The sequence below is a fragment of the Thermococcus celericrescens genome (assembly GCF_001484195.1).
GTDB lineage: Archaea > Methanobacteriota_B > Thermococci > Thermococcales > Thermococcaceae > Thermococcus > Thermococcus celericrescens.
This window is the reverse complement of the sequence record NZ_LLYW01000001.1, coordinates 1-21,974: the sequence shown is the minus strand read 5'-3', so window position 1 is coordinate 21,974 and position 21,974 is coordinate 1. Positions and strand designations below refer to the sequence as shown.

The 21,974-nt window shown below is 50.7% G+C and carries 21 protein-coding genes, 1 tRNA gene and 1 pseudogene; 16 read left to right on the top strand and 7 right to left on the bottom strand.

Annotated features, from left to right (window positions below; genetic code table 11):
* Positions 1-203 precede the first annotated feature (203 nt).
* A complete protein-coding gene (locus APY94_RS13290; protein WP_169791789.1) occupies positions 204-599 on the bottom strand; it encodes a hypothetical protein in 396 nt (131 codons plus the stop codon).
* Positions 600-2,101: 1,502 nt separating this feature from the next.
* On the opposite strand from APY94_RS13290, the gene APY94_RS00105 reads away from it, so the two are divergent.
* The 14 genes and pseudogenes from APY94_RS00105 to APY94_RS13970 all read left to right on the top strand — a co-directional run.
* Positions 2,102-2,665, top strand: a complete 564-nt coding sequence (locus APY94_RS00105; RefSeq protein WP_157065420.1) for a hypothetical protein — start codon at positions 2,102-2,104, stop codon at positions 2,663-2,665.
* 152 nt (positions 2,666-2,817) lie between these two features.
* A complete protein-coding gene (locus APY94_RS00100) occupies positions 2,818-3,675 on the top strand; it encodes a hypothetical protein (protein WP_058937712.1) in 858 nt (285 codons plus the stop codon).
* Positions 3,676-3,754: 79 nt separating this feature from the next.
* Positions 3,755-5,614 carry an HsdM family class I SAM-dependent methyltransferase gene (locus APY94_RS00095; protein ID WP_083500577.1) on the top strand — a complete coding sequence of 620 codons (1,860 nt, stop codon included), beginning with the start codon at positions 3,755-3,757 and terminating at the stop codon, positions 5,612-5,614.
* Positions 5,607-6,932 carry a restriction endonuclease subunit S gene (locus APY94_RS00090; RefSeq protein WP_083500576.1) on the top strand — a complete coding sequence of 442 codons (1,326 nt, stop codon included), beginning with the start codon at positions 5,607-5,609 and terminating at the stop codon, positions 6,930-6,932. The genes APY94_RS00095 and APY94_RS00090 overlap by 8 nt, the downstream gene beginning before the upstream one ends.
* Positions 6,933-7,065: 133 nt before the next feature.
* The gene (locus APY94_RS00085; RefSeq protein WP_058937711.1) at positions 7,066-8,013 is read left to right on the top strand and encodes a MarR family transcriptional regulator; all 948 of its coding nucleotides are present in this window, start codon (positions 7,066-7,068) and stop codon (positions 8,011-8,013) included.
* Positions 7,988-8,746: a hypothetical protein gene (locus APY94_RS00080; protein WP_058937710.1), complete on the top strand. Its 759-nt coding sequence runs from the start codon at positions 7,988-7,990 to the stop codon at positions 8,744-8,746. Before APY94_RS00085 ends, APY94_RS00080 begins: the two co-directional genes overlap by 26 nt.
* Positions 8,730-12,044 carry a type I restriction endonuclease subunit R gene (locus APY94_RS00075; RefSeq protein WP_058937709.1) on the top strand — a complete coding sequence of 1,105 codons (3,315 nt, stop codon included), beginning with the start codon at positions 8,730-8,732 and terminating at the stop codon, positions 12,042-12,044. The genes APY94_RS00080 and APY94_RS00075 overlap by 17 nt, the downstream gene beginning before the upstream one ends.
* On the top strand, positions 11,926-12,351 hold the full coding sequence (locus APY94_RS00070) for a YgjP-like metallopeptidase domain-containing protein (protein ID WP_083500575.1): 426 nt from the start codon (positions 11,926-11,928) through the stop codon (positions 12,349-12,351). Before APY94_RS00075 ends, APY94_RS00070 begins: the two co-directional genes overlap by 119 nt.
* A gap of 9 nt (positions 12,352-12,360) precedes the next feature.
* Positions 12,361-12,909, top strand: a complete 549-nt coding sequence (locus APY94_RS00065) for a coiled-coil domain-containing protein (RefSeq protein WP_058937707.1) — start codon at positions 12,361-12,363, stop codon at positions 12,907-12,909.
* The gene (locus APY94_RS00060; protein WP_083500574.1) at positions 12,869-13,951 is read left to right on the top strand and encodes a transglutaminase domain-containing protein; all 1,083 of its coding nucleotides are present in this window, start codon (positions 12,869-12,871) and stop codon (positions 13,949-13,951) included. The genes APY94_RS00065 and APY94_RS00060 overlap by 41 nt, the downstream gene beginning before the upstream one ends.
* Positions 13,948-14,376 (top strand): EVE domain-containing protein, encoded by a 429-nt coding sequence (locus APY94_RS00055; protein WP_058937705.1) that lies wholly within the window; start codon positions 13,948-13,950, stop codon positions 14,374-14,376. The genes APY94_RS00060 and APY94_RS00055 overlap by 4 nt, the downstream gene beginning before the upstream one ends.
* Before the next feature lie 97 nt (positions 14,377-14,473).
* A complete protein-coding gene (locus APY94_RS13285) occupies positions 14,474-14,662 on the top strand; it encodes a hypothetical protein (RefSeq protein ID WP_169791787.1) in 189 nt (62 codons plus the stop codon).
* The gene (locus tag APY94_RS00045; RefSeq protein ID WP_157065419.1) at positions 14,634-14,870 is read left to right on the top strand and encodes a hypothetical protein; all 237 of its coding nucleotides are present in this window, start codon (positions 14,634-14,636) and stop codon (positions 14,868-14,870) included. The genes APY94_RS13285 and APY94_RS00045 overlap by 29 nt, the downstream gene beginning before the upstream one ends.
* Positions 14,871-14,935: 65 nt before the next feature.
* Positions 14,936-15,085 (top strand): annotated as a pseudogene (locus APY94_RS13970) (hypothetical protein); the annotation flags it as partial.
* Between the two features lie 37 nt (positions 15,086-15,122).
* Here APY94_RS13970 and APY94_RS00040 read toward each other — a convergent pair.
* Positions 15,123-15,199 (bottom strand) — tRNA-His (locus APY94_RS00040).
* Positions 15,200-15,341: 142 nt separating this feature from the next.
* On the opposite strand from APY94_RS00040, the gene taw3 reads away from it, so the two are divergent.
* A complete protein-coding gene (gene taw3 / locus APY94_RS00035) occupies positions 15,342-15,980 on the top strand; it encodes a tRNA(Phe) 7-((3-amino-3-carboxypropyl)-4-demethylwyosine(37)-N(4))-methyltransferase Taw3 (RefSeq protein WP_058937702.1) in 639 nt (212 codons plus the stop codon).
* A gap of 1 nt (position 15,981) precedes the next feature.
* Here the strand turns inward: taw3 and APY94_RS00030 are convergent, their stop codons facing one another.
* The 5 genes from APY94_RS00030 to APY94_RS00010 form a co-directional block, all read right to left on the bottom strand.
* Positions 15,982-16,731, bottom strand: coding sequence for a lipoate--protein ligase family protein (locus APY94_RS00030; RefSeq protein WP_058937701.1), 750 nt, complete (start codon positions 16,729-16,731; stop codon positions 15,982-15,984).
* A 207-nt stretch (positions 16,732-16,938) separates the two neighbouring features.
* Positions 16,939-18,252, bottom strand: coding sequence for a histidine--tRNA ligase (gene hisS, locus APY94_RS00025; protein ID WP_058937700.1), 1,314 nt, complete (start codon positions 18,250-18,252; stop codon positions 16,939-16,941).
* Between the two features lie 98 nt (positions 18,253-18,350).
* The gene (locus tag APY94_RS00020) at positions 18,351-18,965 is read right to left on the bottom strand and encodes a MarC family protein (protein WP_058937699.1); all 615 of its coding nucleotides are present in this window, start codon (positions 18,963-18,965) and stop codon (positions 18,351-18,353) included.
* Positions 18,966-19,070: 105 nt separating this feature from the next.
* The gene (locus tag APY94_RS00015) at positions 19,071-20,213 is read right to left on the bottom strand and encodes a cation:proton antiporter (RefSeq protein ID WP_058937698.1); all 1,143 of its coding nucleotides are present in this window, start codon (positions 20,211-20,213) and stop codon (positions 19,071-19,073) included.
* A gap of 21 nt (positions 20,214-20,234) precedes the next feature.
* On the bottom strand, positions 20,235-20,792 hold the full coding sequence (locus APY94_RS00010; RefSeq protein WP_058937697.1) for a CBS domain-containing protein: 558 nt from the start codon (positions 20,790-20,792) through the stop codon (positions 20,235-20,237).
* Positions 20,793-20,950: 158 nt separating this feature from the next.
* Here APY94_RS00010 and APY94_RS00005 point away from each other — a divergent pair.
* Positions 20,951-21,974 (top strand): NAD(P)/FAD-dependent oxidoreductase (locus APY94_RS00005; RefSeq protein ID WP_058937696.1); only part of this gene is annotated, 1,024 nt, incomplete at its 3' end.

The following is a 21,974-nucleotide window of genomic DNA, read 5'->3' as shown; positions in this document are numbered from 1 at the left end:
AACCCGATTTTCCAAATCACGAAATCGCAACTTTGTACATTCATCTCGAAGGCAAAGGTGAAAAAAGCCCGGAAAAGCCCGTTTTCGGCGAAAAAACACGGTGAAAATTGAAAAGTCTCATCTGGGCCGTGAGAACTCGTAGTCTCGTAAAAAACCTGCCAACACCAGCCACCTGCTCAAGCATGAAAAAACCACAAAACCCCTCACCAGCTTGTCAAAGAGTGGAAAATCCTCTCAAAACGGCTTTTTTTAAAAAGTTCGTCCTTTTCCAGCGGGCCTGGATGGGAGAGGAAGTTCTCCTTTGGTAGTATATGGCCGAAGCTTCTGGCGTATAAATAATGAGAGTCCATTTGTGTACCTTGGAATGTCTGGTATCTCTCAACTCTCCGTGTAAAGTGAATGCTTTGCACAAGTGGAATCATAATCGTAAAAACAAAAACGAAAGCACAGTACATGCATGGGTCGTCTCCCCTGCGACCGTCGGGGTTGGGGGGCCCGGTCGCAGAGGGAAAACCCCCGGTGATAATCATGCCCGGGTTATCCGAGAGTATGTTAAACTCACGAATATTTAAACATTTCGCCCTTTTGAGCACGGACACCATTCGATTTTGTCGAATCTCTCCGAAAAAGCGTGTAAAAGTAAAAACGCAAATACTTGGCTCTTAATTGATAAAAACTGCTTCTTGACAGCCTACTTTTAAGAGCAAATTTTGGAGATTTCTTATCTTCACGTGTCTTGGAACCTTATTCTCTGAAAACCATGACCTTACCAATGCCTGCAGAGTGCTTCTCTTCATTCATCTGTTTTCGATAATTCTCGGTGTTATCTCTCCAGTACACTACCAGGGACAAGCAAAAGAGAGAACTCTCGACGTGATTGACTTTTGTGATGAGATTATGGTCGCCGTTACTTCAACTGGGCAAGTGCAGTTTCAGGGGTGGTGATGACAATTTTGTATGAACTTTTGTTTGAGTCAATCTTCAGTGATGGCCCCGAGGGCTTTGAGCTGAGGAATCACTCTCCGAAATGTCACCTCAAGATTTTATGAGAGTACAGAACTGTGCATTGGCCAAGTGTGGGAAGCCTTTTATCTTATTCTCTGGTGGGGTTTTATCCTTTGTACGCCAACAATGCTGCTCATAATCATGAAGGTTGCCACAAATGAAACCCCGAAAACTGTGAAAAAAAGCCTGGAGAAACCGTCTTTTTGCATGCCTGGTTTCAATAATTCTTCTGTTTAATCCACGGTTGCCACTTATCCAACGAACATAATTGGGCATTGGGAAAGAACACATTGTAAGTGTTCAGGAGTATCCGGTTGTGGATATCTGATCCATGGGGGGTGTCCCCTGACATCCCCATCAAAAAGCCTCTGTGTAAATCAATTGCTTTACACGAGAGGGCTGAAAAGAAGCCCTGAGAAGCCTTCTTTTTCGTGGCCAAATGAATACATTTAATACATATCACTCCCCATGTTTGTGCATGACAAAAATGGACAGTGGTATGGTGATATGAAATGAAACAACTTTCAAGTATAAAGAATTACTTCAAAAAATTTAAGCCCTGAGAGGGCTTTTTCATATATCACCAACTTTGTAAACGTTTGTCTTTGCGTATGTAAGGTGATATGGTGATATATCAACTTGCCGTAGTAATTACATTGATAGCCATTTTTGTGCATGATTATCCCCAGACTTGTCCTGTACGTGTATATACATAAGATGTCACACCCCGAAAAGTGCGAAAAAATCGAAGCTTGGTGATATGGTGATATATTCAAACTCGGACAGCAGTGTATTATTTATGTATTGTAATGAACAGGCGTAAAAGTTTCCAACCGGTTGTGAGGTATATCCCCATATCACCCTACCCTGATTTTTGCGCACTTTAAGGGTGTGTGTAACTTGCCCCTTATATGCAGCCATTTCGGTTACATTTGTCAAAAAAAGCCGAAACCCCTTCACTCCACAACCATCACGGTCGAATAATATTCGTGACTACATTCATGCACAATTAAAAGCACCAATGCTCAAAAATTTCAGTGCATTGGCGCACTACTCTGGTGATTCTCCGTGTAAAGCAAAAAGTTTACACGAGGTGATGTACAAAAACGAACATGCTCGGGTTGGCAGTCTCCCGCGAACATGCTGCCCAGAGAGGGTAACCGAAATATTTAACCACCCACTTCCACGGCTCATAAAAACGGTGTGTCCGATGGCCAAAGAGCGTATTAACCCGCGAATACTGGTGACCCCAAAGGCCAACAAGGTCATTCGGTATCTTACCGTACTCGAGGATGCGCCTCAGTGGAAACAATATCTGCGACAGAATGGGGGAGTTTGCTCCAAATGTTCCGCCCCCTGCATGGAGTCAGAACTCTGCATTGCGGCCCTCTCGGAGATTCTTCGGGTACATAAGGGCACTGTTTCGCGGGAAATCCGGCAGGTGGCAGAATATCTCAATGATGAATTCGAGGATGTGGAATCAATCTACAAGGATGAGGACTTTGTGGAGCCAATTGTAATCAGGCGGATTCAGGAAGACAATGGAAGGGTTCGAAGAGTACTCGTTCGTTCCAATTATCCAATTGACATGGTAGCCCTTTATCTCACAGACATTGAGAGGGACCGGCTCAACAGACATCATGGCATCGGTAAAGATTGAATTCTTGAATTCTCAAAGACTTTGCGGCTCCTGGAACTCTCTGAGCTGTTGTTTCATTAATTGGGGAGATCTTGGTCAGTATTGGTATCTACATTGCCAACCGTTATGCATTTAAACTCTTGGTTTTACTTACTAAATTTCGGGTGTACTCAATGAGGGCGGTCGAAAGAGCATACTGGATATCCAAAATTGTTAAGGAGTCCAAAGAGGCGCTTGGTTCATTGAGGAAGATTCAGAAGATATCCCAGGAACTTCAGGAGGTCTTGCCTGATGTAGAAGTCTGGGAAACTGTCCTTGAGATGTTCCACAGCACCTTCAACGATCGGATTTTCAATCTCGACGACATAAGCATGGAAGAATATCTCAATTTCTTCCGAGAGGCGATTGCCAAGGAGGCAGATGATAAAGCTGCCCAATTGGTAGTCGAAGTAATCCAGAAATACTTCGACGACCTGTTCGTTCAGAATGTAGCAAGAAGCTCAGAAGACTCATTCATGCCGTCTGCACTGTTTATGGACGTATACGAAGCTCTTTACTACGGTATCCAAGAGGTCAGAATGCGGCGGGCCCACGCGGAGATACTCTATTTCAGACGTATGCTGAACCGCGTTCCTGAAGACGCGAAGAGCATCTTAATCCTCAAACTTCTCTTAATAAACGTTCCAAACATGAGAGCATGGGAGATGATTTTCAGTGAACTGTATTGTAATGCACGTGTAACGCCGTTATCCAAAGCGGACATTGACGCCATAATCTCAAGGGAATTCAGAGCAACTGAAGACGAAACAAGCATCCCAATTGCCAAGTTACTCTTTGACAATCTTATGGACTACTTATTCGAGGAAGTCGCTCCAGGAATGTACAGGGCAACGCAATTGCTTGAGGACGTATTTACCGATATCGCAAACGCCGTGTACTTGTTGGCCAATCCACAATTTATGGCCATGGTTGTCCATTGGACCCTTTACCCCATGGATGAGCAGGACGCCTTACCGGGGTTTTCAGGATAAATAAGTCATTTCATTTTAACTTATTTTTTAAGCCAAATCAATACCACAAAACTTTTAAGGTAAAAGTGCTTCACTGATTATGGTGAACCCCATGCCAAGGTCCAAGGCGAAATCCAAAACTGGTGTTAAGAACGGTGCCGACGAATGGACAATTCTCAGCGAACTCCAACCCTGGGTTCGGGAGAGGTACCTTCTCATAAAAGAAGCGTTCAGAGACAAAGAATTCACCCAGGAAGACGTTGAAAAACTCTTTGAGAAAAAGAGAAAGGAACTCCTGGAAAAGGGGATTGATGAAGCAAAGTTCACCACCAAAAACGTCGGGGAAGTTCTCTCAATTCTCAGAAGGGCCGGCTTGATAATCGCAAGAAAAGACGTTTATGACTACAGGAAAACTTATTACCGCCTGAGGTTCCCGACGGAGAGCAAGATCACCCGCGACAAACTCATCTCGCTCCTCAAAGCTGCAGCAGATCAGATAAGGGGCGGCCTCGACTACAAGTCATTACTCGTGTTCCTCTTCTACAAGGCAATCAGCGACCGCTGGATGAAAAAAGCCCAGGACCTCATGAAAGAGGGAAAGCCCCAAATTGCCGCCTACATGCAGGTGAACAGGGCGTACTACCACCTCTTCGATGAGGAGACCGGCAAACTCTACACCTGGCACGAGGTCGTTAAAGAGAGGGAGAGCATTAAGGAGATGGCCAACGCCCTCATCAAGATATCCGAGATGAACCCTGAGTTGGCCGACCTTAAGAAGCTCGTCGAGGTTCTTGGGTTAATCGGCTTTATCAAGGAGGACAACCTTCACAAGCTTGAGGAGATCGTGAAGATATTCAACCGCGTGGACTTTGCCGAGTTTGACAGCGACATCCTCGGCGATGCCTACGAGTGGATTCTGAGCTACTTCGCCCCACAGAAGGCCAAGGAAGGAGAAGTTTACACGCCCAGGGAAGTCATAAGGCTCCTCGTGGAGCTGCTTGACATCGAAGATGGGAGCGACATCCTCGACCCGGCAAGCGGTTCCGGAGGAATGCTCATCGAGTCCTACCGCTACGTGAAGGAGAAACTCGAGGGCGGAGAGCCGGCCATAATGCTCTACGGCCAGGAGCTCAACGAGACGACGGCGGCACTCTCAAAGCTCAACCTCATCCTTCACGGAATTCAGGAGTTCAGGATATTCGAGGGCTTTGACAGCCTCGTTAACCCCCGCTGGGAGGAGGTACTGAGGGGAGAAGGCGTTGAGGATGGCAAGGTTGATTATGTCATCGCAAACCCACCGTGGAACCAGGACGGCTACGACGAGGCAAGGCTGAGCGACAGGAGAATAAAGCACATCTACAAGTACGGCTACACGTCAAAGCAATCAGCGGATTGGGCGTGGGTTCAGCTGATGCTGTATTATGCGAGGAAGAAGGTCGGTATCGTACTCGACAGCGGGGCGCTCTTCAGAGGGGGCTCGGAGAAATCCATAAGGCAGGGCATCGTCGAGGACGACCTCATCGAGGCCGTTGTCCTACTTCCGGAGAAGCTCTTCTACAACACCGGCGCCCCGGGAATAATAATGGTGCTCAACCCCAACAAGCCCGAGGAGAGGAAGGGGAAGATACTCTTCATCAACGCTTCCAGAGAGTACCGCAAGCACCCTGAAGTGAGAAAGCTCAACCAGCTCGGGCCGGAGCACATAAAGAAGATCGTCGAGGCATACCGTGAGTTCAAGGAAATCGAGGGCTTTTCGAGGGTTGTTGACCTCGAAGAGGTACGGAAGAACGACTACAACCTCAACGTCAGCCTTTACGTCTTTCCAGAGGACGAGAGGGAGCACATCGACCTTAACAAGGAGTTCAAGGAGTTCGAGGAGATTGAGGCAAGGGAGAGGGAGCTGGTCGAGAGGGCGAAGGCATACATTCAGGGGGTTCTGGAGGTGGGCGGAAATGAGTGAGGCCCTTCCCGCTTTTCAGTTTTACAGGGAGACGAGGTTCAAGGAGGTCGAGCTTAACGGCAGGAAGGTCAGGATTCCGGAGGAGTGGGAAGTTGTCGAGCTTGGGGATGTTGCAGAGAAATTCCTTGGGGGAGGTACTCCTTCCACCAAAAAGCCTGAATATTGGGGGGGTAAAATTCCTTGGATTACAAGTGCAATAATCTCTGGGTACTACATTACTGAGGGTGAAAAATACATCACAGAGCTTGGCCTTAAGAACAGTTCAACCAACATTGTTCCCAAGGGGCATATTATCGTTGCAACCCGCGTTGGACTTGGAAAGGCCGCGATAACCAAAATTGATGTTGCGATAAACCAAGATTTAACTGGGATTATCTTGAAAAGTGAAAAAATTGAGCCAGAGTACGCTGTCAGAGTCATAACATCCCCTCTCGTAGCCAGATTAATAATTGCTTCGGCTCGTGGAACCACAATAAAGGGGATCTCTCGTAAGGAGCTTTCAAAGATAAAACTCCCCCTCCCACCACTCTCCGAACAGAAGAAAATCGCCGAGGTTCTCCGCACGATCGACGAGGCAATCCAGGCCGTTGATGAGAGCATCGCGAAGCTTGAGAGGCTCAAGAAGGGCTCAATGGAGAGGCTTCTCACCCAGGGCATCAACCACACCCGCTTCAAGGAGGTTGAGCTCAACGGCAGGAAGGTCAGGATTCCAGAGGAGTGGGAAGTTAAGAAAGTCGAGGATGTTATAATCGAAGCAAAACCGGGCTTTGCAAGCGGAAAAAGAGATGAAAATGGAATAATCCAGCTCAGAATGAACAACATAACAACCGATGGGCGAGTTGTGCTTGACCATTACTTAAAAGTTCCCATACCCAGGAACAAAAACATTGAAGATTATCTTTTGAAGCCAGGTGATGTTTTGTTTAACAATACAAACAGTGTTGACTTACTTGGAAAGAGTGCCGTCTTCAGGGGAGAATGTGATTTTTGCACTTACAGCAATCACATAACCCGTATTCGAGTCAAAGAAGACATAACAATACCCGAGTGGCTGGTGTACAATTTCATTCGCCTTTGGCAGATGAAGTATTTCAAGCAGATCGCAATAAGGCATGTGGGACAGGCTGGCATAAGAAAAGCAGATCTTCTGGCGGTAAAACTTCCACTCCCACCTCTCGAAGAGCAGAAGAAAATCGCCGAAATCCTCAGGACAATTGACGAAGCCATTGAAGCCAAGAGGGCGAAGAAGGAGAAGCTGGAGCGCATGAAGAAGGCCGTAATGGAGAAGCTCCTCACGGGGGAGATCAGGGTGAGATGAAGGTCAGGTGGCTGGTCCCCTCCGGGCGACCCCCACCTTCATTCCTCTTTAAGGTTTGTTGGCTGAGATATTAATATCTTTTTCTGTCTCAAAAATCCAAACGTTTTTATAAAATTGTTTGGAAGTTTGAGACATGACACTCACAAAGGCCGAGCTCAAGGTACTCCTTGCACTGGATGAACCCAGAACATTGAGAGAGTTATCTGAGGAACTCGGCCTCTCCAAGGCCACGCTCTCAGTCCTCCTCAGTTCCCTTAATAAGAAGAGCCTCGTTGAGTTCGAAGGAAAGAAGCCTCTCGTTGTCAAACCGGTGGAGAACAAAGTTAACGACCTTCTGAGAAGCATAAAAGTGAAGTACTCCTTCCTCAACATTGAGTCTCTGCTGGCCGGGAACAGCCTCAAAGTTCTTGCTGCCCTTGAGGTAAGAGAACCTCAGCCTCCCTGGCTTCTCCAGCTTAAGGCCAGAGTAGGCAGGGCCACACTTCACAGAATTCTTAACGAGCTTATGGAACGGCTCATCGTGGGGAAAAGGAGAGAAGGTTACTTCCTGAGCGAACGTTTTGCGGATCTCAAGGCCTTCGCTGAGGAGTACTTTTACCTTCAGAACTCGATAAAGGCGAAGGAGTTTGACCCCAAAGCGTCTGTAGCCTGGAGCGGTGTGGGAGAGTTTATACTGGCAACGGACTCCTACAGGGGAAAGAGCTTCGATAACTTTCAGCTCACTGGTCTCGCTCGTTTCTCTGATTACGGGTTGCCACTTATCTCTGCGGGCGTTTACCATTATTACTGGCCTTCAAAGGCTCTGACTCTTGAGGAGGTTGTCGTTCATGCCCTGAAGCTCGGTTCAGGGGCAAGGGAAATTCTCTATGCTCTCGTTATCCTGAAGGCCCAGCACTTTGATGTAAAACAGTTCAAGAGACTCGGGGCGAAGTTTGGAGTCTCGGCCCTCGTTGAGGACCTTCTTGAATACCTGGGTGGAGTAGACAAGCCGTACCCGTTCCCTTCCCGTGAAGAGGTTAACGAACTCTGCAGAGAGTATTTTGGAGGTCAATGCGATGATAACGAGGGAAAGACTGATTGAGGAGTTTTGGCTCGTTGATGAGAAAGCCCGGCTCATGGGCTCGGGGGAGATTCATCTCTACTTAATCGGGGGTGGAAATCTCGCTTTAAGGGGTCTCAAGCCAGCGACTGCTGACGTGGATGTTGTCGTTGAGAGCCTCAGTGCCTTGAGCCGTCTGGAAGGGGTTCTCACCGATCCATCACCGGAGTTGAGGACGAGCAAGGGGTTGGTTATCTACATTAAGGTCGCCGAGCATGAGTATCAGAGAAAGCTCGGGGCTTATTCAGTTTACAAAAAGCTGGATCCTGAACTGGGAGATTTCAACCTTGATGTGTTCGTCAAGAGGGTTTTAAGAGGGATAACCCTCACGAAGGGGGTTATGGAGAGAGCTTTCATCCCAGAAGAGTTCAAAGGGCTGAAGAGGCTTAAGGTTCACCTCGTTTCTCCTGAAGATATCTTCCTGTTCAAGGGCGTAACCTCTCTGGGCCGTTCGAAGGACATTGACGACATTATGAGGCTCCTTGAGATGGGGATTGACTTTGATGTTGTTCTGGAGGAGGTTGAAGCCCAGAAGAAAGTCATCGAGTCAGAGAGATTTGAATACCTTATGGGTCTCTTCCTTGAGAAGATGAGGGGCGTTCGGGCGATCCTGAAGGAGAGAGGCCTGAGGAGTTCCGGGTTGGATAAGTTTATTAATTCCCTTGAGGAGTTGTTATCTGGATCAGAGGTGAGAGGGTATGGCCCTGATACCTGAGTCAGTGGTTCATCGGGAGATTAAAGAGAACCTTCTGAGAATCGGGTGGGAAGACGGCAACGAGAAGTTTGGGATTGAAGAACATAAAATGTTGGATGAATACAGCGGGCTGGGGGATTCGATCGGGGGGCTTCTTCTGTGGGACGTGCTGGAGGAGAAGATACGGGAGCTCAACAGGGCATTTTTCGCAAACCTTACCGAGGAGGAAGAGGGTAAAGTATGGGAAGAGATAAAGCAGAAGCTCGAGTCTTCGAATGAAGTGGAGATGCTTGAATACCTCAAGTATGGCCTCTCGCTTATTGCCCTTGGAAAGCACGACCGGGTAGTCCTCGTTGATTATGACAATCCTTCGAACAACGTCTTCTTTTTCCTTCACGAGGCCAAGTTTCCCGGCTTTCCTGAGAACATAAAACCCGACTTTACTCTCTTCATTAATGGAATCCCCGTGGTCATCATTGAGGCGAAAGCGAAGGGAATCGTCGAGCTTGAGGATGTTGAGTGGAGAAGATGGTCAAAGGTTCATGGCACGGAAGAGGAGGCATTAACTCAAATAAGGAAGTATGAACGATACTCAAAGCCCCTTTTCAGGTTCGTTCAGTTTGGGGTTGCCTACGGGGACAAACAGCTTTACACTCCAACGATGCCGAGGGATTCCGGCGGGGCCCCTGCCTTCGAGTGGAGGTATCCAAACGAGGAAAAGCCGGACATCTTCGACCTGCTCTCCCCCGTGAGGCTCCTCGACGTGCTGAGGTATTATACCTTCTTCTTCAAGAAGAACGAGAAAGGGGCCAAAAGAATCAAGGTCATCGCCCGGTGGAATCAGTACAGGGCAACGAGGCGGATAATCGCGAGAATTGAGGAATACCTCTCGAGGGAGAGCGACAAGAAGAATGGGCTTGTTTGGCAGTGGCAGGGAAGCGGTAAGACTTTTATAATGTTCTTCGTCGCCAACTGGTTCCTCAATAAGTACAAGGGAAGGAATCCTGTCGTCTTCTTCGTTGTTGACAGGACTGATCTCAAAGATCAGCACTCGGGGGTTTTTGAGGCCGTTGAGGACAACGAGTTCCGGAGCCATTTTGACGTCATAAAGAACATCGGTGAGCTGAGGAAACGCATTGAGGAAATGATGAAAAGCGAGGAAACAGGGAGGGTCATTCCAACTGGCCTGCACATAACGACAATTCAAAAGTTCCAGTATGGAAAGTTTAAGGACCTCGTGAGGGTGAAGAAGGTCCGGGGAGAGGAAAGGTTTGAGGCAGAGAAGGCCGTTAAAAAGCCGGAGGTTCTCTTCCTCATTGACGAAGCTCACAGAACGCAGTATGGCAGGCTCGCTGCTGTTATGAGGAGCCTCTTCCCGAGGGCAATGTTCTTCGGTTTCACTGGGACGCCGATATTCAAGCGTAGCAGAAACACCTTCCAGGAGTTTGCGTATCCAGAGGATGGTGAGTACTTCCTCGACGTTTACTTCATCAGCGACTCAATCAGGGATGGCTTTACCCTTGACATTATCCACGAGGTTATTGAAGAGGAGGACGTGTCCATTGCCCTCGATGAGAACAAGCTGAAGGCATTCATTGATGCCTACCAGATGAATGACCCTGAAGAGGTTGAAGCCTTCCTGATGGGCCGAAAGAAAAGCTTGAAGATGAGCTCGAAGGAGCTCGCTGAGGAGTTGAGGAAGTCAAGGGTGTTCCTTGAGAGCCCGAAGGAGATTGAACGCTTTGCTGAGTACATTGCCAAGAGAATCTACGATGACACGATGGGCTTCCAGTTCAAGGCGATGGTTGTGGCGGTTAACAGAGAAGCCTGTGTGCACTTCAAGAGAGCCCTTGACAGGGCGTTTAAGAACTACTTCTGCTCCCAGATTGAAGTTCTTGAGAGTGAAGGGAAGCATGACGTTGCGGAGCACTTCAGGGAGCTCTGTCAGAACGCGGAAAGGCTCTCAGAGGTTGTCATGACTTACCAGCATAACGAGACCAGCGAGGTTATTGAGGAGTTTAAGAAGTGGCTTAAAACGAGGAGGGAGTTCCAGAAGAAGGATTACGACAGTATCAACAAGCTTATCGTGGAGTGGTTCCAGGAGGAGGATTATCCAAAGGTTCTCATCGTTACGGATATGCTTCTCACGGGCTTTGACGCTCCAATTCTGCGGACGATGTATCTCTACAAGCCAATTTTTGAGCACAGACTTTTACAGGCCGTTACGAGAGTTAACAGGCCATATCCAGGTAAAGAGAGCGGACTTGTTGTGGATGGTGTTGGTCTACTACCCGCGGTTATCAGGGTAAAGAGCATTTACGAAATGCTCGCCAAGCAGGACCCGAGAGTCCTGGAAGACTTCCAGCGCAATTTTGCCAGGAGTATTGAGGAGAAGGTCAAGGAGTTTGAGGACAAGCTTGAGAAGGTTAAACGGGAGCTTTCGGAGATTGGAATCGAGGTTGATATCATCAAAGCCTTCAGAAAACAGGGCAGGTGGAAGGAACTTGAGGACGAAATGGCCAGAATTCGGAACATCCTCGCACCGATTGCCCTTGATTTCAAGGGCAACGAACCGAGGGCCGTGAGGCTCTTCAATGAGCTCAGGGAGACCCTTTCAATGTATCGCTCCCTCGGTGCCCATCCGGCGAGACTTGCTTACATGGATGACATGATTGCAGTGGGGACTGTTTACTCCACATTTGTGAGGCTTGTGGGCTTCACTGGTAAAAAGAACAAGTTCTGGGATGACCTACTTCGGTTTGTCCACGAGCACATGGAAGTCGGACCGATGAGAGAGCTCGTGAAGGTGAGGCTCGGAGAACTCTCTGGCAGTGAGGCATCTTTTGAGATTGTTGCAAGGTTTTACAGGCTGTATTATCAGGCAGAGGACAACGCCCATGATCCTGTTTACAAGGCAATTTTGGAGAGGCTCAACCGCCTCCTCGAGGAGTGGCTCAACAGAAATCTGGATCTTAAGGCCCTTAAGAAGCAGCTGGAACTCCTTGAGAGGCAGTCAGAGGATTACGAGAAGAAGAAAGCTGGGAGGAGCTGGCAGGAGTCCCTTGTTGAATCGGTCATATTTTACGTTGAGAACTACCTGGGCATCAAGAACGTTGAACTCCGGAAGTTCCAGAGGGAGCTTAAGAGACTCCGTAAGCTGAATCCAAGGGCTGTTAAACGGCTCTCAAGTGCCCTCTTCGATGACCTCACCGGGGCGGTTGATTTTGATGAGCTTGAGAAGTACCGCGAGCTCTCAAGAGAGATTGATAAGCTCGTGGAGGAGTCCATCGTCCCAGAGGTGCGCAGGCATGTTGGATGAGCTGCTTCAACAGGCCAAGGACCTGCTCGGTTGTCAAAGACAAGTACGAGTCAAGGTCAGACCGTTGAAGACTTCCATTGCGAGGGTGTCATTCAAGTACGGCACGATTACGGTTGATCCCTCTGTGCTGGAGTTGGATGAAGAGGAGATACTCTACGTGCTCGTTCATGAGCTTGCACACCTGAAGGCTGAGACGACTTATCACTCCTCCGCTTTCTGGGAGGAAGTTGGAAAGGTGTTTCCCGAGAATAAGGCCCGAGAACTGGAGGACAGCATCATGACAAAGCTTCACCGGAGGATGGTGTGAGGTGATGGAATGAGAGGGAAGAGAGTACTCATGATGTTTTTGATCTTGTTTATTGTTGTGCCCTTTGTTTGGGCAGGTGACCCTCAAACGACTTCCCCACAACAGGCCTCTCAGACTCCAGAGGATAAGCTTGCAGAATGTGAAGCGAACTTATCGATTCTTCAGCAACAACTGATGGAATTGAACCGGACCCTCGAGAATATTACACGGGAAAGAGATTATTACAAGGGCCTTTACGAGAACATGACGGTAAACGTTACGAATTTTGAGCTTATCCAGATAAAGCAGAACATTACAGTTCTCAATCAAAGGATACAGCAACTTAACTCAAGTATCAGGTACCATTTGGAAAATATTGAAAACAAGCTTTATATAAGGCTTCTTGGGGTTTCGATAAGCATTGATACTCTACTTGGGTTTACACTACTTGGTAATTTAATTGGGTTTACTGTTTTGTGGAAACAAAATAAGAAGAGTAAGGGAAGAGAAGAAAACAAAAAGGAGGTACCAGACAAAAATGAAGTTAAACCTGTTGAGAATTCAAACGAAAAGACATAACCTCTCTTGGAGAGAGGTTTTAAGGGGCATGATTCATGGCATTCTACTTTTCTTATGGATTTCCATCGTTATTGTCTTCATCCCATATATGTACGGTACTTTCGAGGGAGAGGATGTGACCAATGATGTTGCTACTCAAATTGGCCTCAATGCGAGTAACCCCAATGAGCTGGCCTTGAGAATATACTCTTGGGAACAGCAGAACTTCGCGAATCCATATTCTGTAGAGCCGGAGAAATTGCCTTTTGCTGAAAGAGTACTTGCAGGATTTGGCTTTTATCAGAATAAACAGGGAGAAATTCGATTGTTTCGACCTTTTGGAGTTTTTCCTGTTCCTCCAGAGTGGGTTCTTCATTCAAAACTTGCAAATTGCAGGGAATACGCAGAAGTTTTTGTTTATCTTATGAATGAGGCAGGATTCAAGGCAAGGGTCGTGAGAGCTCCTGGAGAAGATCACAGTTGGGCCGAGTATTATGTTGGAGAGTACAAGATCATCTTCGATCCCAGCAATCCCAGAAATCCAGTTATCGTGAATCCCAAACAATTTGGCAAGCTTAAGAATTTCTCACATGTTGAGGCTTATGAACTTATGAATCCTGGCCACAAGGAAGATGTTTCGGATGAATATATTGAGAGGGGAATGATTGTTGTTAATGCAATCAAAAACAATAAGCCCGTTTCGGGTGTAACTGTAAAGGTAATGAGCACGTATCTTATGGAGCGGTTTCCTGAAAGGTACAAAAAACCGCGACCTGTTGTAGTTAATACAACCGGAAAAGATGGAACGGCCCAGTTTAAACTTGGCCCAAAAGAATACAAGATTGTAGGCAGAAAGTGTTTGTTTCCGATATGCTGGAAGGGGGAAACTACCGGAAAAGTCGTTGCTGGTTCAACTACTTATGCGACTCTTACACTCAAAATGGATTACATGACCACGGGGATGTTCCTGACCTTGCTGGGTACTCTGGTTGGAATCCTTGTGGTCAGATTCCGTAAAAGATATGGGAATCAAAGATCAAAAGGGAGTGGTGATCTTGGATGACCTACTGGCTCTGCATTACCAACCGTGCGAACTGGAAGGTGATTAAGGAAAAGAACGTTTGGGGCGTGCCAAGGAGGCACAGGAACACAATCGCCAAGGTCAAGCCCGGTGACAGGCTCGTTATCTACCTCAAGCAGGAGCGCGAAAACAAGGAAGTTCTTGAACCGAAGATCGTTGGGATTTTTGAGGTCGTGAGCGAGCCTTATGAGGATTCAAGCAGGATTTTCAAGGCTCACGTGCCAAACGAGACTTACCCGCTGAGAGTAAAGATCAAACCGGTCAAGCTTGGAGAGGTTGACTTCAAGCCGCTCATTCCGAAGCTGAAGTTCATCACCAACAAGAAGAGGTGGAACGGCCACTTGATGGGCAAGGCGATGAGGGAAATCCCGGAGGAGGACTACAAACTCATTGAAAGCCTTCTTTGACTGTCTTTGGTGCTTTCCTCGGTTTTTCAATTGGTCGGATTATCTGGGTCTTGACCGTTATGTTTAATTTCTCGTCTTAACGCTCGGGCCATTGGTGTTGGCCATGAATGGAGGAGTGCAAGTATTAACTACATGGACTGATGCAGGTCCGTTGGATTTTGTGGGCGTCCTTAAGAAAATGGCCGAGGTAATGATTGAGTACTTTAAGGAGTTCAATCTACCCCGGGAATACTGGATGGGGGTTTATTCCCGTCTTCGTGCCCGGGGAGGGGAGAGGTTTTTTTGATGCGAGGAGGATCTTTGAAGAGGTAATGGAGGAGTTTATTGAGGCGGGTAAGGTGGAGAGATTGGTAGGAGAAGAAGTGCTTGGGTCCATCAAATTTTTTGAAAGCTACCTCTTTGAGCTGGCGGGGAATTATGCTGTGGTGTTGTCTCCTTTGGGCCTGGAAGTTCTCTCTACACTCGCTCTTGAGCGGTCTGAGAATTCAGACTGACTTTTTACTTTTTTACCACAAATTGTTTAAGTTGGCTTGTCTGAGTGTTTCTGAGGTGCCAGGCCATGGGACCGTGCACAGGCAATTGCACGTGCATTTGCAAGGGCAGTGTACAGAAGCGTGCAGTTACGAAGAATGTTACGTTGAGAATTCGGGCTGATTTGGTGGAGTTTGCGAAGAGAGAAGGCATTAACATGTCGCGTTTGCTGGAAGAAGTTTTAAAAGCGTTTTATTCTGGGAGAAGGGTGGTTCTGGGGCCAGGGCCGGGATTTGAACCCGGGCTAGGGGATCCACAGTCCCCTGTGCTAACCAGGCTACACCACCCTGGCCATTTCCAGCTAAACCTTTTGGGTTAGCTTTATAAAGTTTTCGACAGAAGGGGCTGAAAGAGGAAGCTGAGACCTTTTACTTACCCCAACCCACGCTTAACGACGCTTTCGCGGGAATTAAGAATCGTCCGGAGGTTTCGACATGAAAGCCAAACGCGAAGCCCTTGTGAGCCTCTTCACGGCTATGAGGGAAGGAAAGGTTGACGCGGATATAATCGATCACCTCCTGCTCATCAACTCGATAAGGGGAATCTACACGACCTCCTCCTGCTCCGGCAGGATCGGCATAATGGAGGAACCGGACCTCGGGGCCAAGCCCCTCGCGAGGTGGCTGATCAAGGTCCACAGGCCGATGGAGTTCGAGGAGGCAAGGGAGGCCCTGAGAAACGCCGAGAAGGGCCTCATATTCCTCAAGAGCCAGCCGCCCATATTCCACATCGTCGCCGAGGACGTGGAAAAGGCAAAGAGACTCCACGAGCTCGGTTTGGCCTCGGGTTTTAAGTACACCACCTTCAAGGTCGTCTCGAAGCGCTACCTTGTGGAGATAAACGCCACGGAGTACCTGACGGCACCGCTCGGCAGGGATGGAAGGATACTCGTGGACGATGAGTACCTCCGTTTCGCCGTTGACCTCGGCAACGATATGCTGAGACGGAGCAAGGGCCGGCTGCCCCGGCTCGAGGAGAAATTCAGGGCACTGAGGGAGGAGCTCGGCGAGGACGAACTGTTCTACGAGCTGGCGGAGCGGTATATGATAGAAGAAAACTGGAAGCTACCTTAAATCACCGGCTCTCGTTCCACTCCGGATTTCCATATTTCTCCTCCACCAGCCTCTCGGCGAGCTCGAGCTCATAGTCGGTGAGCCCACCCTCCTCGGGCTCAAAGGCACTGAAGAAGCTCTCCTTGAGCAGCTCGTAGGCCTCCCAGCGGCTCAGATTTATGCCCTCGCGCTCCAGGGTGGTTACCCTCTCCCAGATGCTCGAAACGCCCTTGTCGGCGAGCTTGGCCTTGGAGACCCTGAGAACCCTTCCGAGTACCTCAACGCGCGTGGAGTACATGAACGTGCCGTGCTGCAGGATGACCCCCTTCCGCCTCGTCTGTGCGGAGCCGCTGATTTTTTTCCCGTTGGCAACGATGTCGTTCAGGCCAGAAAAGCCCGCCTCAAGGCCGAGCTCTTTCAGCGCATCAACCAGCGGGCCGGCTAAATAGCGGTAGCTGCTCTCAACGTTCCTGAGCATCGGGTGGTAGTCCTCGCCGACAACGACGGAGTAGGTTACCTCACCGTATTCGTCGTGGAACACCGAGCCGCCGCCGGTCACCCTGCGGACGACGGGGATTCCGAGCTTCCGCGCCTCGTCGAGGTTGACGTCGTGGACGACGCTCTGGAAGCGGCCTATGGTCACGGAGCTCGGCGAGAAGGTATATAGCCTAACCGTGTCGGGAACCTTTCCCTCTATCCTGGCCCTCATTATCGCCTCGTCTATGGCCATCTGGACCTCGGGTCTTGCAACGATGAGCGGGATGAACCTCATGGCACCACCAGGGTTAAAAAGTTCGAAGTGTTTTTAAGCCCAGCGATGATGACGCCCAAGCCCTTCCGAGGTAACGATGAGGAGAGCGGTCACCACTGAGCTGCTTCCATCCTCTTTAATCCCACGATAAAGACATTTCCTGCCCGGATAGCCTTCAAGCGACAAAATTAGGTCAAAGAAATGCTGGGGACAACAAAAGCAAACCCCTCAGCCCTCCAATAACCCAACCACGGCCTCCGCGACCCGAGCCTTCTCGACGGTTCTCTGCTCGCCGCTCTCCATATCCCTTACCGTGACCTTTCCTTCCGCCAGGTCCTTCTTCCCAACGAGGACGACGTACGGAACTCCGAGCTTTCCCGCGTAATCGAGTGCCTTCCTGAGCTTTCTTCCAGTTAGCTCGCAGTCGGTTTTGACGCCCACGGCCCTCAGGGCGCTCGTTATCTCAACGGCGGCCCTCCTCAGCTCGACGTCCTTCCCTATGGGCACGACGTAGACGTCGGGCCTGAGCTTCGGCTCCGGGATGAGCCCCTTCCACTCGAGTATCGGAATGAGGCGCTCGATTCCAATGGCAAAGCCCGTCGCCGGGGTCGGCTTTCCGCCGAAGACGGAGATAAGGTTGTCGTAGCGGCCGCCGCCGCCTATCGAGCCTATGCCGAGGTCGTTGGGGGCGATGGCTTCAAAGACTATGCTCGTGTAGTAGTCGAAGCCCCTCGCTATGCCAAGGTCTATCCTTATCCACTTCGAGACGCCGTAGGCATCGAGCAAATCGACCAGCTCGTAGAGGCGCTTGATTTCCTCCTTAGCTTTCTCGCCCGTGAAGAGCCCCTCCGCCTTCGGAAGAACCTCTTCAGGGAGGCCCTTTATCTCCACCAGCGCCAGGACTTTCTCGACGCCATCATCGTCCAGCCCGAACTCCCTCAGGGCGCCGGCGAAGTCCTCCCTGCTCATCTTGTCCTTCTTGTCTATGAGCCTCATCAGGCCTACGTCGTCCTCAACGCCGAGCATCTTTGCGAACTCGTCGAGGAGAACGCGGTCGCCTATGTTCACGGTGAAGTCCTCGAGGCCGGTGGCGAGGTAGCTCTCAACGAAGAGGGCTATGACCTCCGCATCTGCCTCAACTTTATCGCTCCCGAGGAGCTCTACCCCCGCCTGCCAGAACTCGCGGTAACGGCCGCTCTGGGGTTCCTCATAGCGGAACATGTTGGCCATGTAGTACCATTTAACGGGCTTCGGGGCGTTCTGGAAGCCGTTGACGTAGAGCCTCGCGACGCTGGACGTCATGTCGGGTCTGAGCGAGAGGTTCCGTCCGCCCTTGTCGTCGAAGGCGTAGAGCTGCTCGACCACCTCCTCACCGCTCCTCAGCTTGAAGAGCTCGGTGTACTCAAAGGTGGGCGTGAGAACCTCGTGAAAGTTATACCGCTCAAAGACCTCGCGGATTCTCTCGAAAACCCATCTCCTCTTCGCCATCTCCTCCGGGAGCAGGTCTCGCGTTCCCTTAACTTTTTCAAGCCTTACCCTCATTCTCAACCCTCCTTTCCTGGAAAAAGTGCAGGGGGTTAAAAGGTTAGCCCAAGAGTTTTGGCCTTGGCCCGTTCTCCGGGCAGTAGGCCGAAGGGTTGTCATCCAGCGGACGTCATCAGGAGGTATATCCCGACGACGCCCTGAACCATCATCTGGGCCCCTATCGCCATCGTGAACATACCGATTATCCTTATGAAGACCCCCAGGGTCGTTTTGCTGACGTTCTTGATCAGGTACAGCGTCACGAACATGACGAGGGCCGTCATCAGGATGGCAAGGAACACCGCCGCGGTGGCGTGGTAGAGGCCCTTTTCGGCGGTGAGGGTTATCGCGGTGGTTATCGCGGCGGGGCCGGCTATCAGGGGCGTCGCAACGGGGACGGCGGCAAGGGCGAGTATGTTCTTCTCCTTTTTGAGGGTCATCATTCCGCCGCTTTCGAGGGCCTCTAGACCTATCTTGAAGAGGACGAATCCCCCGGCAACGCGGAGGGCGTTTATGTCGATGTGGAATATGTCCTGAAGAATTATCTGGCCCGAAACCGCAAAGAGGAACAGGAGGAGGAAGCCTATCAGGTTTGCCCTGACGATAAGCGTCCTTATGTCCTCTATATGGAAGTCCTCCCTCAGGAGGCTGACCAGGAGTATCTTGTCGCTCGGGTCTATCATGATGAGCATGAAGAGTGCAGAGCTTAGTATCGAAAGCCACTCGCTCATGCTCCCCACTGCGGTGAGGGTTTTATAAACCTATGCCCGGAAGTGTACCTTGGCGATGACGAGACCGGCACTGGCTGAGGTGTGATGAGCACTCGGTTGGCCGAGCTAACGCCTCGAGAAGGCCAGCTTGAGGAGCGGCGGCGTGACCAGCGTCGTCGCCATGACCATTGCGATGGCTATGGAAAAGCTCTCGTTCGTCAGGATTCCCTCGGAAAGGCCTATGTTGGCCATTATAAGGCCCACTTCCATTCTCGGAATCATTCCAACGCCTATCTGGAGGGACTCCATGGGGCTGAACTTCGAGAGGATTCCGCCGATTCCACAGCCGATGACCTTCCCGACTATGGCGAGGAGTGAGTAAACCAGCGCGAAGGCCCCCGCCGCGAGGACCACGTGGGCATCGGTTTCGGCGCCGACGCCGACGAGGAAGACGGGAATGAAGAAGGCGTAGCCGAGGGTGATTATCTTGTCGGTTATCTTCCTCGCGTCATCGCTCCCGGCGACGAGTATTCCCGCCAGGTAGGCACCGGTTATGGCCGCTATCTGGAAGTACTCGGCGAGGTAGGCGAAGATGAGCATCACGACTATCGAGACCGTGGTGACGGTTTCGGGGAGATTTATCCTGTGGGAGGAGCGGAGGACCTTCTTGACGATTCCCCTGCCTATGAGGTAGCTGAGGAGGAAGAAAGCGGCGATTTCAACGAGAAGCACCGCTATATCCCCTACGTAAACCGTTCCCTTGGTGTTCATGGCCACGAGAATGGTAAGGATTATTATGCCCAGGACGTCGTCCACCACGGCGGCGGCCAGGATAGCCGCACCGACCCTCGTCCTGAGGCGCTTCATCTCCATGAGAACGCTCGCGGTTAAACTGACGCTCGTCGCCGTCATGACGCCGCCGAGGAAGAGGGCCTCCATTCCCGGGTAGCCCCACCTGAGTGCCACAGCGTAGCCGAAGATGAAGGGAACAGCAACACCCAGGGAGGCTATGAGGAAGGCCGGGAGGCCGACGCGCTTGAACTCCTCCATGTCCGTTTCGAGACCGGCCAGAAAGAGGAGCATTATGACGCCCAGCTCGGAGATGAGCCGAACGCCCTCGCCGTAGGCCACGAAGTTCAGAAGGGACGGACCGAGGATTATTCCCCCTATTATCTGACCCAAGGCCGCGGGAAAGCCGAGCCTCGAGCTTAGGTAGCCCATCAGCTTGGCCGTAATCAGTATGACCGCCAGCTCCAGGAAGACGTCCATGGTAACACCCGATTTTAGTGGTCAGAGGGAGACGAGGCGTATGAGGCGTATTATGTCCTTAACCTCCAGCAGGCCGTGGGCCCTGCCACCGTCGTCCACCACGGGAAGGTGGTGCTTTCCGGTTTCGAGCATTATCCTTATGGCGTGCCCCAGCTCGTCGTTGATGTTCACGGTTACCGGCTTGGTGACCATTATGTCCTCCACCCTCGTCGCCCTCGTGACGGAGTACCTCTTCAGCAGGCCGAAGCCCACTATGGAGTGCCTCCGGGGGACGTCGAAGAGGTGGAGTATGTCCTTCATCGTGACGAATCCGACGAGTTTTCCATCGGAATCAACGACGATAGCGGAGCTTTCCTCCTCGCCCATGCTCTCGATGAGAGTTGCCATGGAGTCGTGAGGGTGAACGACGAGGTAGTCGCGGTCCATGACCAGCCTCACGGGGACCTTGGAAACGTACCTGATGTTGTGGCTAAGCTCTTCCTTGCGCTGGAGCTGGAGAAGCCTCCTTTTGCTGTGGATTATTCGTATCTTCTTCGCTTTGGCCTCGTGGGATTTTTCCCCGGCATTCAAAGTGTCCATACGCCCCACGTTTAAACACTAATGTGCGAAAGTGTTTAAAGATTTCGGAGATTCCTTTGAGTGTTACATGTCAAAAGTATCGTACGCCCCCGACAGGTTAACCAAAAACTTGCCAAAAACTTTTTAAGGGGCCACTCAGAGACATCGGCAAGGGAAATATGGTTTCTGAAGCAGGAAACGGAAAGACCTACGATGTCGTGATTATAGGCGCCGGCCCCGCTGGCCTCTTTGCAGCCTACGAGCTGGCAGAAAAGAGCGATTTTAGGATTCTGGTGATAGAGGAAGGCGGCAACGTCGAGCAGAGGATCTGCCCGATGTACGAGCTTGGCTACTGCATCGGCTGCCAGCCCTGCCACATAATGAGCGGCGTAGGCGGTGCGGGGGGACTGAGCGACGGCACGATAAACCTCAGGCCGGACATAGGCGGCGATTTGAGCGAGCTGACCGACGATGAGAACTACGCCTGGCAGCTCGTCTGGGAAGTTGACAGGATTTTCCTGCGCCACAGGTCACCCAGAAACCTGTTCAGGGGAAACCCGGAGGAGATCCGATACTGGGAGCAGAGGGCAGCACAGGCGGGTGTGAAGTTCATCCCCATAATCCAGCGCCACATAGGTTCGGACAGGACGCCCGAGGTCATAGCCGACATAAAGAGGCACCTCGAGGGCAAAGGCGTCGAGTTTCTCCTCTGGACCAAGGCCCTAGAGTTCGGGCCGGGCAGGGTGAAGGTGAAGAGGGGAAAGAACATCTTCACGATCAACGCCCGCTACATAATCGTCGCCCCCGGGAGAGGCGGAGCGGACTGGTTCCACGACGTGGCCCAGAGGATAGGGCTTGAGGCGAGGCACGGGCCAATCGACGTGGGCGTCCGCGTCGAGGTTCCCGCGATAGTGATGGAGCCGATAACGAGCATAAACCACGACCCCAAGTTCCACATCTACACCGACACCTACGACGACTTCGTGAGAACATTCTGCACCAACCCCCACGGCTTCGTCGTCGAGGAGAAGTACGACTCCTACGTCGGCGTCAACGGGCACTCGATGCACGAGAAGAAGAGCAACAACACCAACTTCGCCTTCCTGACGAGGATAGAGCTGACCGAGCCGGTTGAGGACACCACGGCCTACGGGAAGAGCATAGCACAGCTCGCGACGACGATCGGCGGCGGCAAACCGCTCC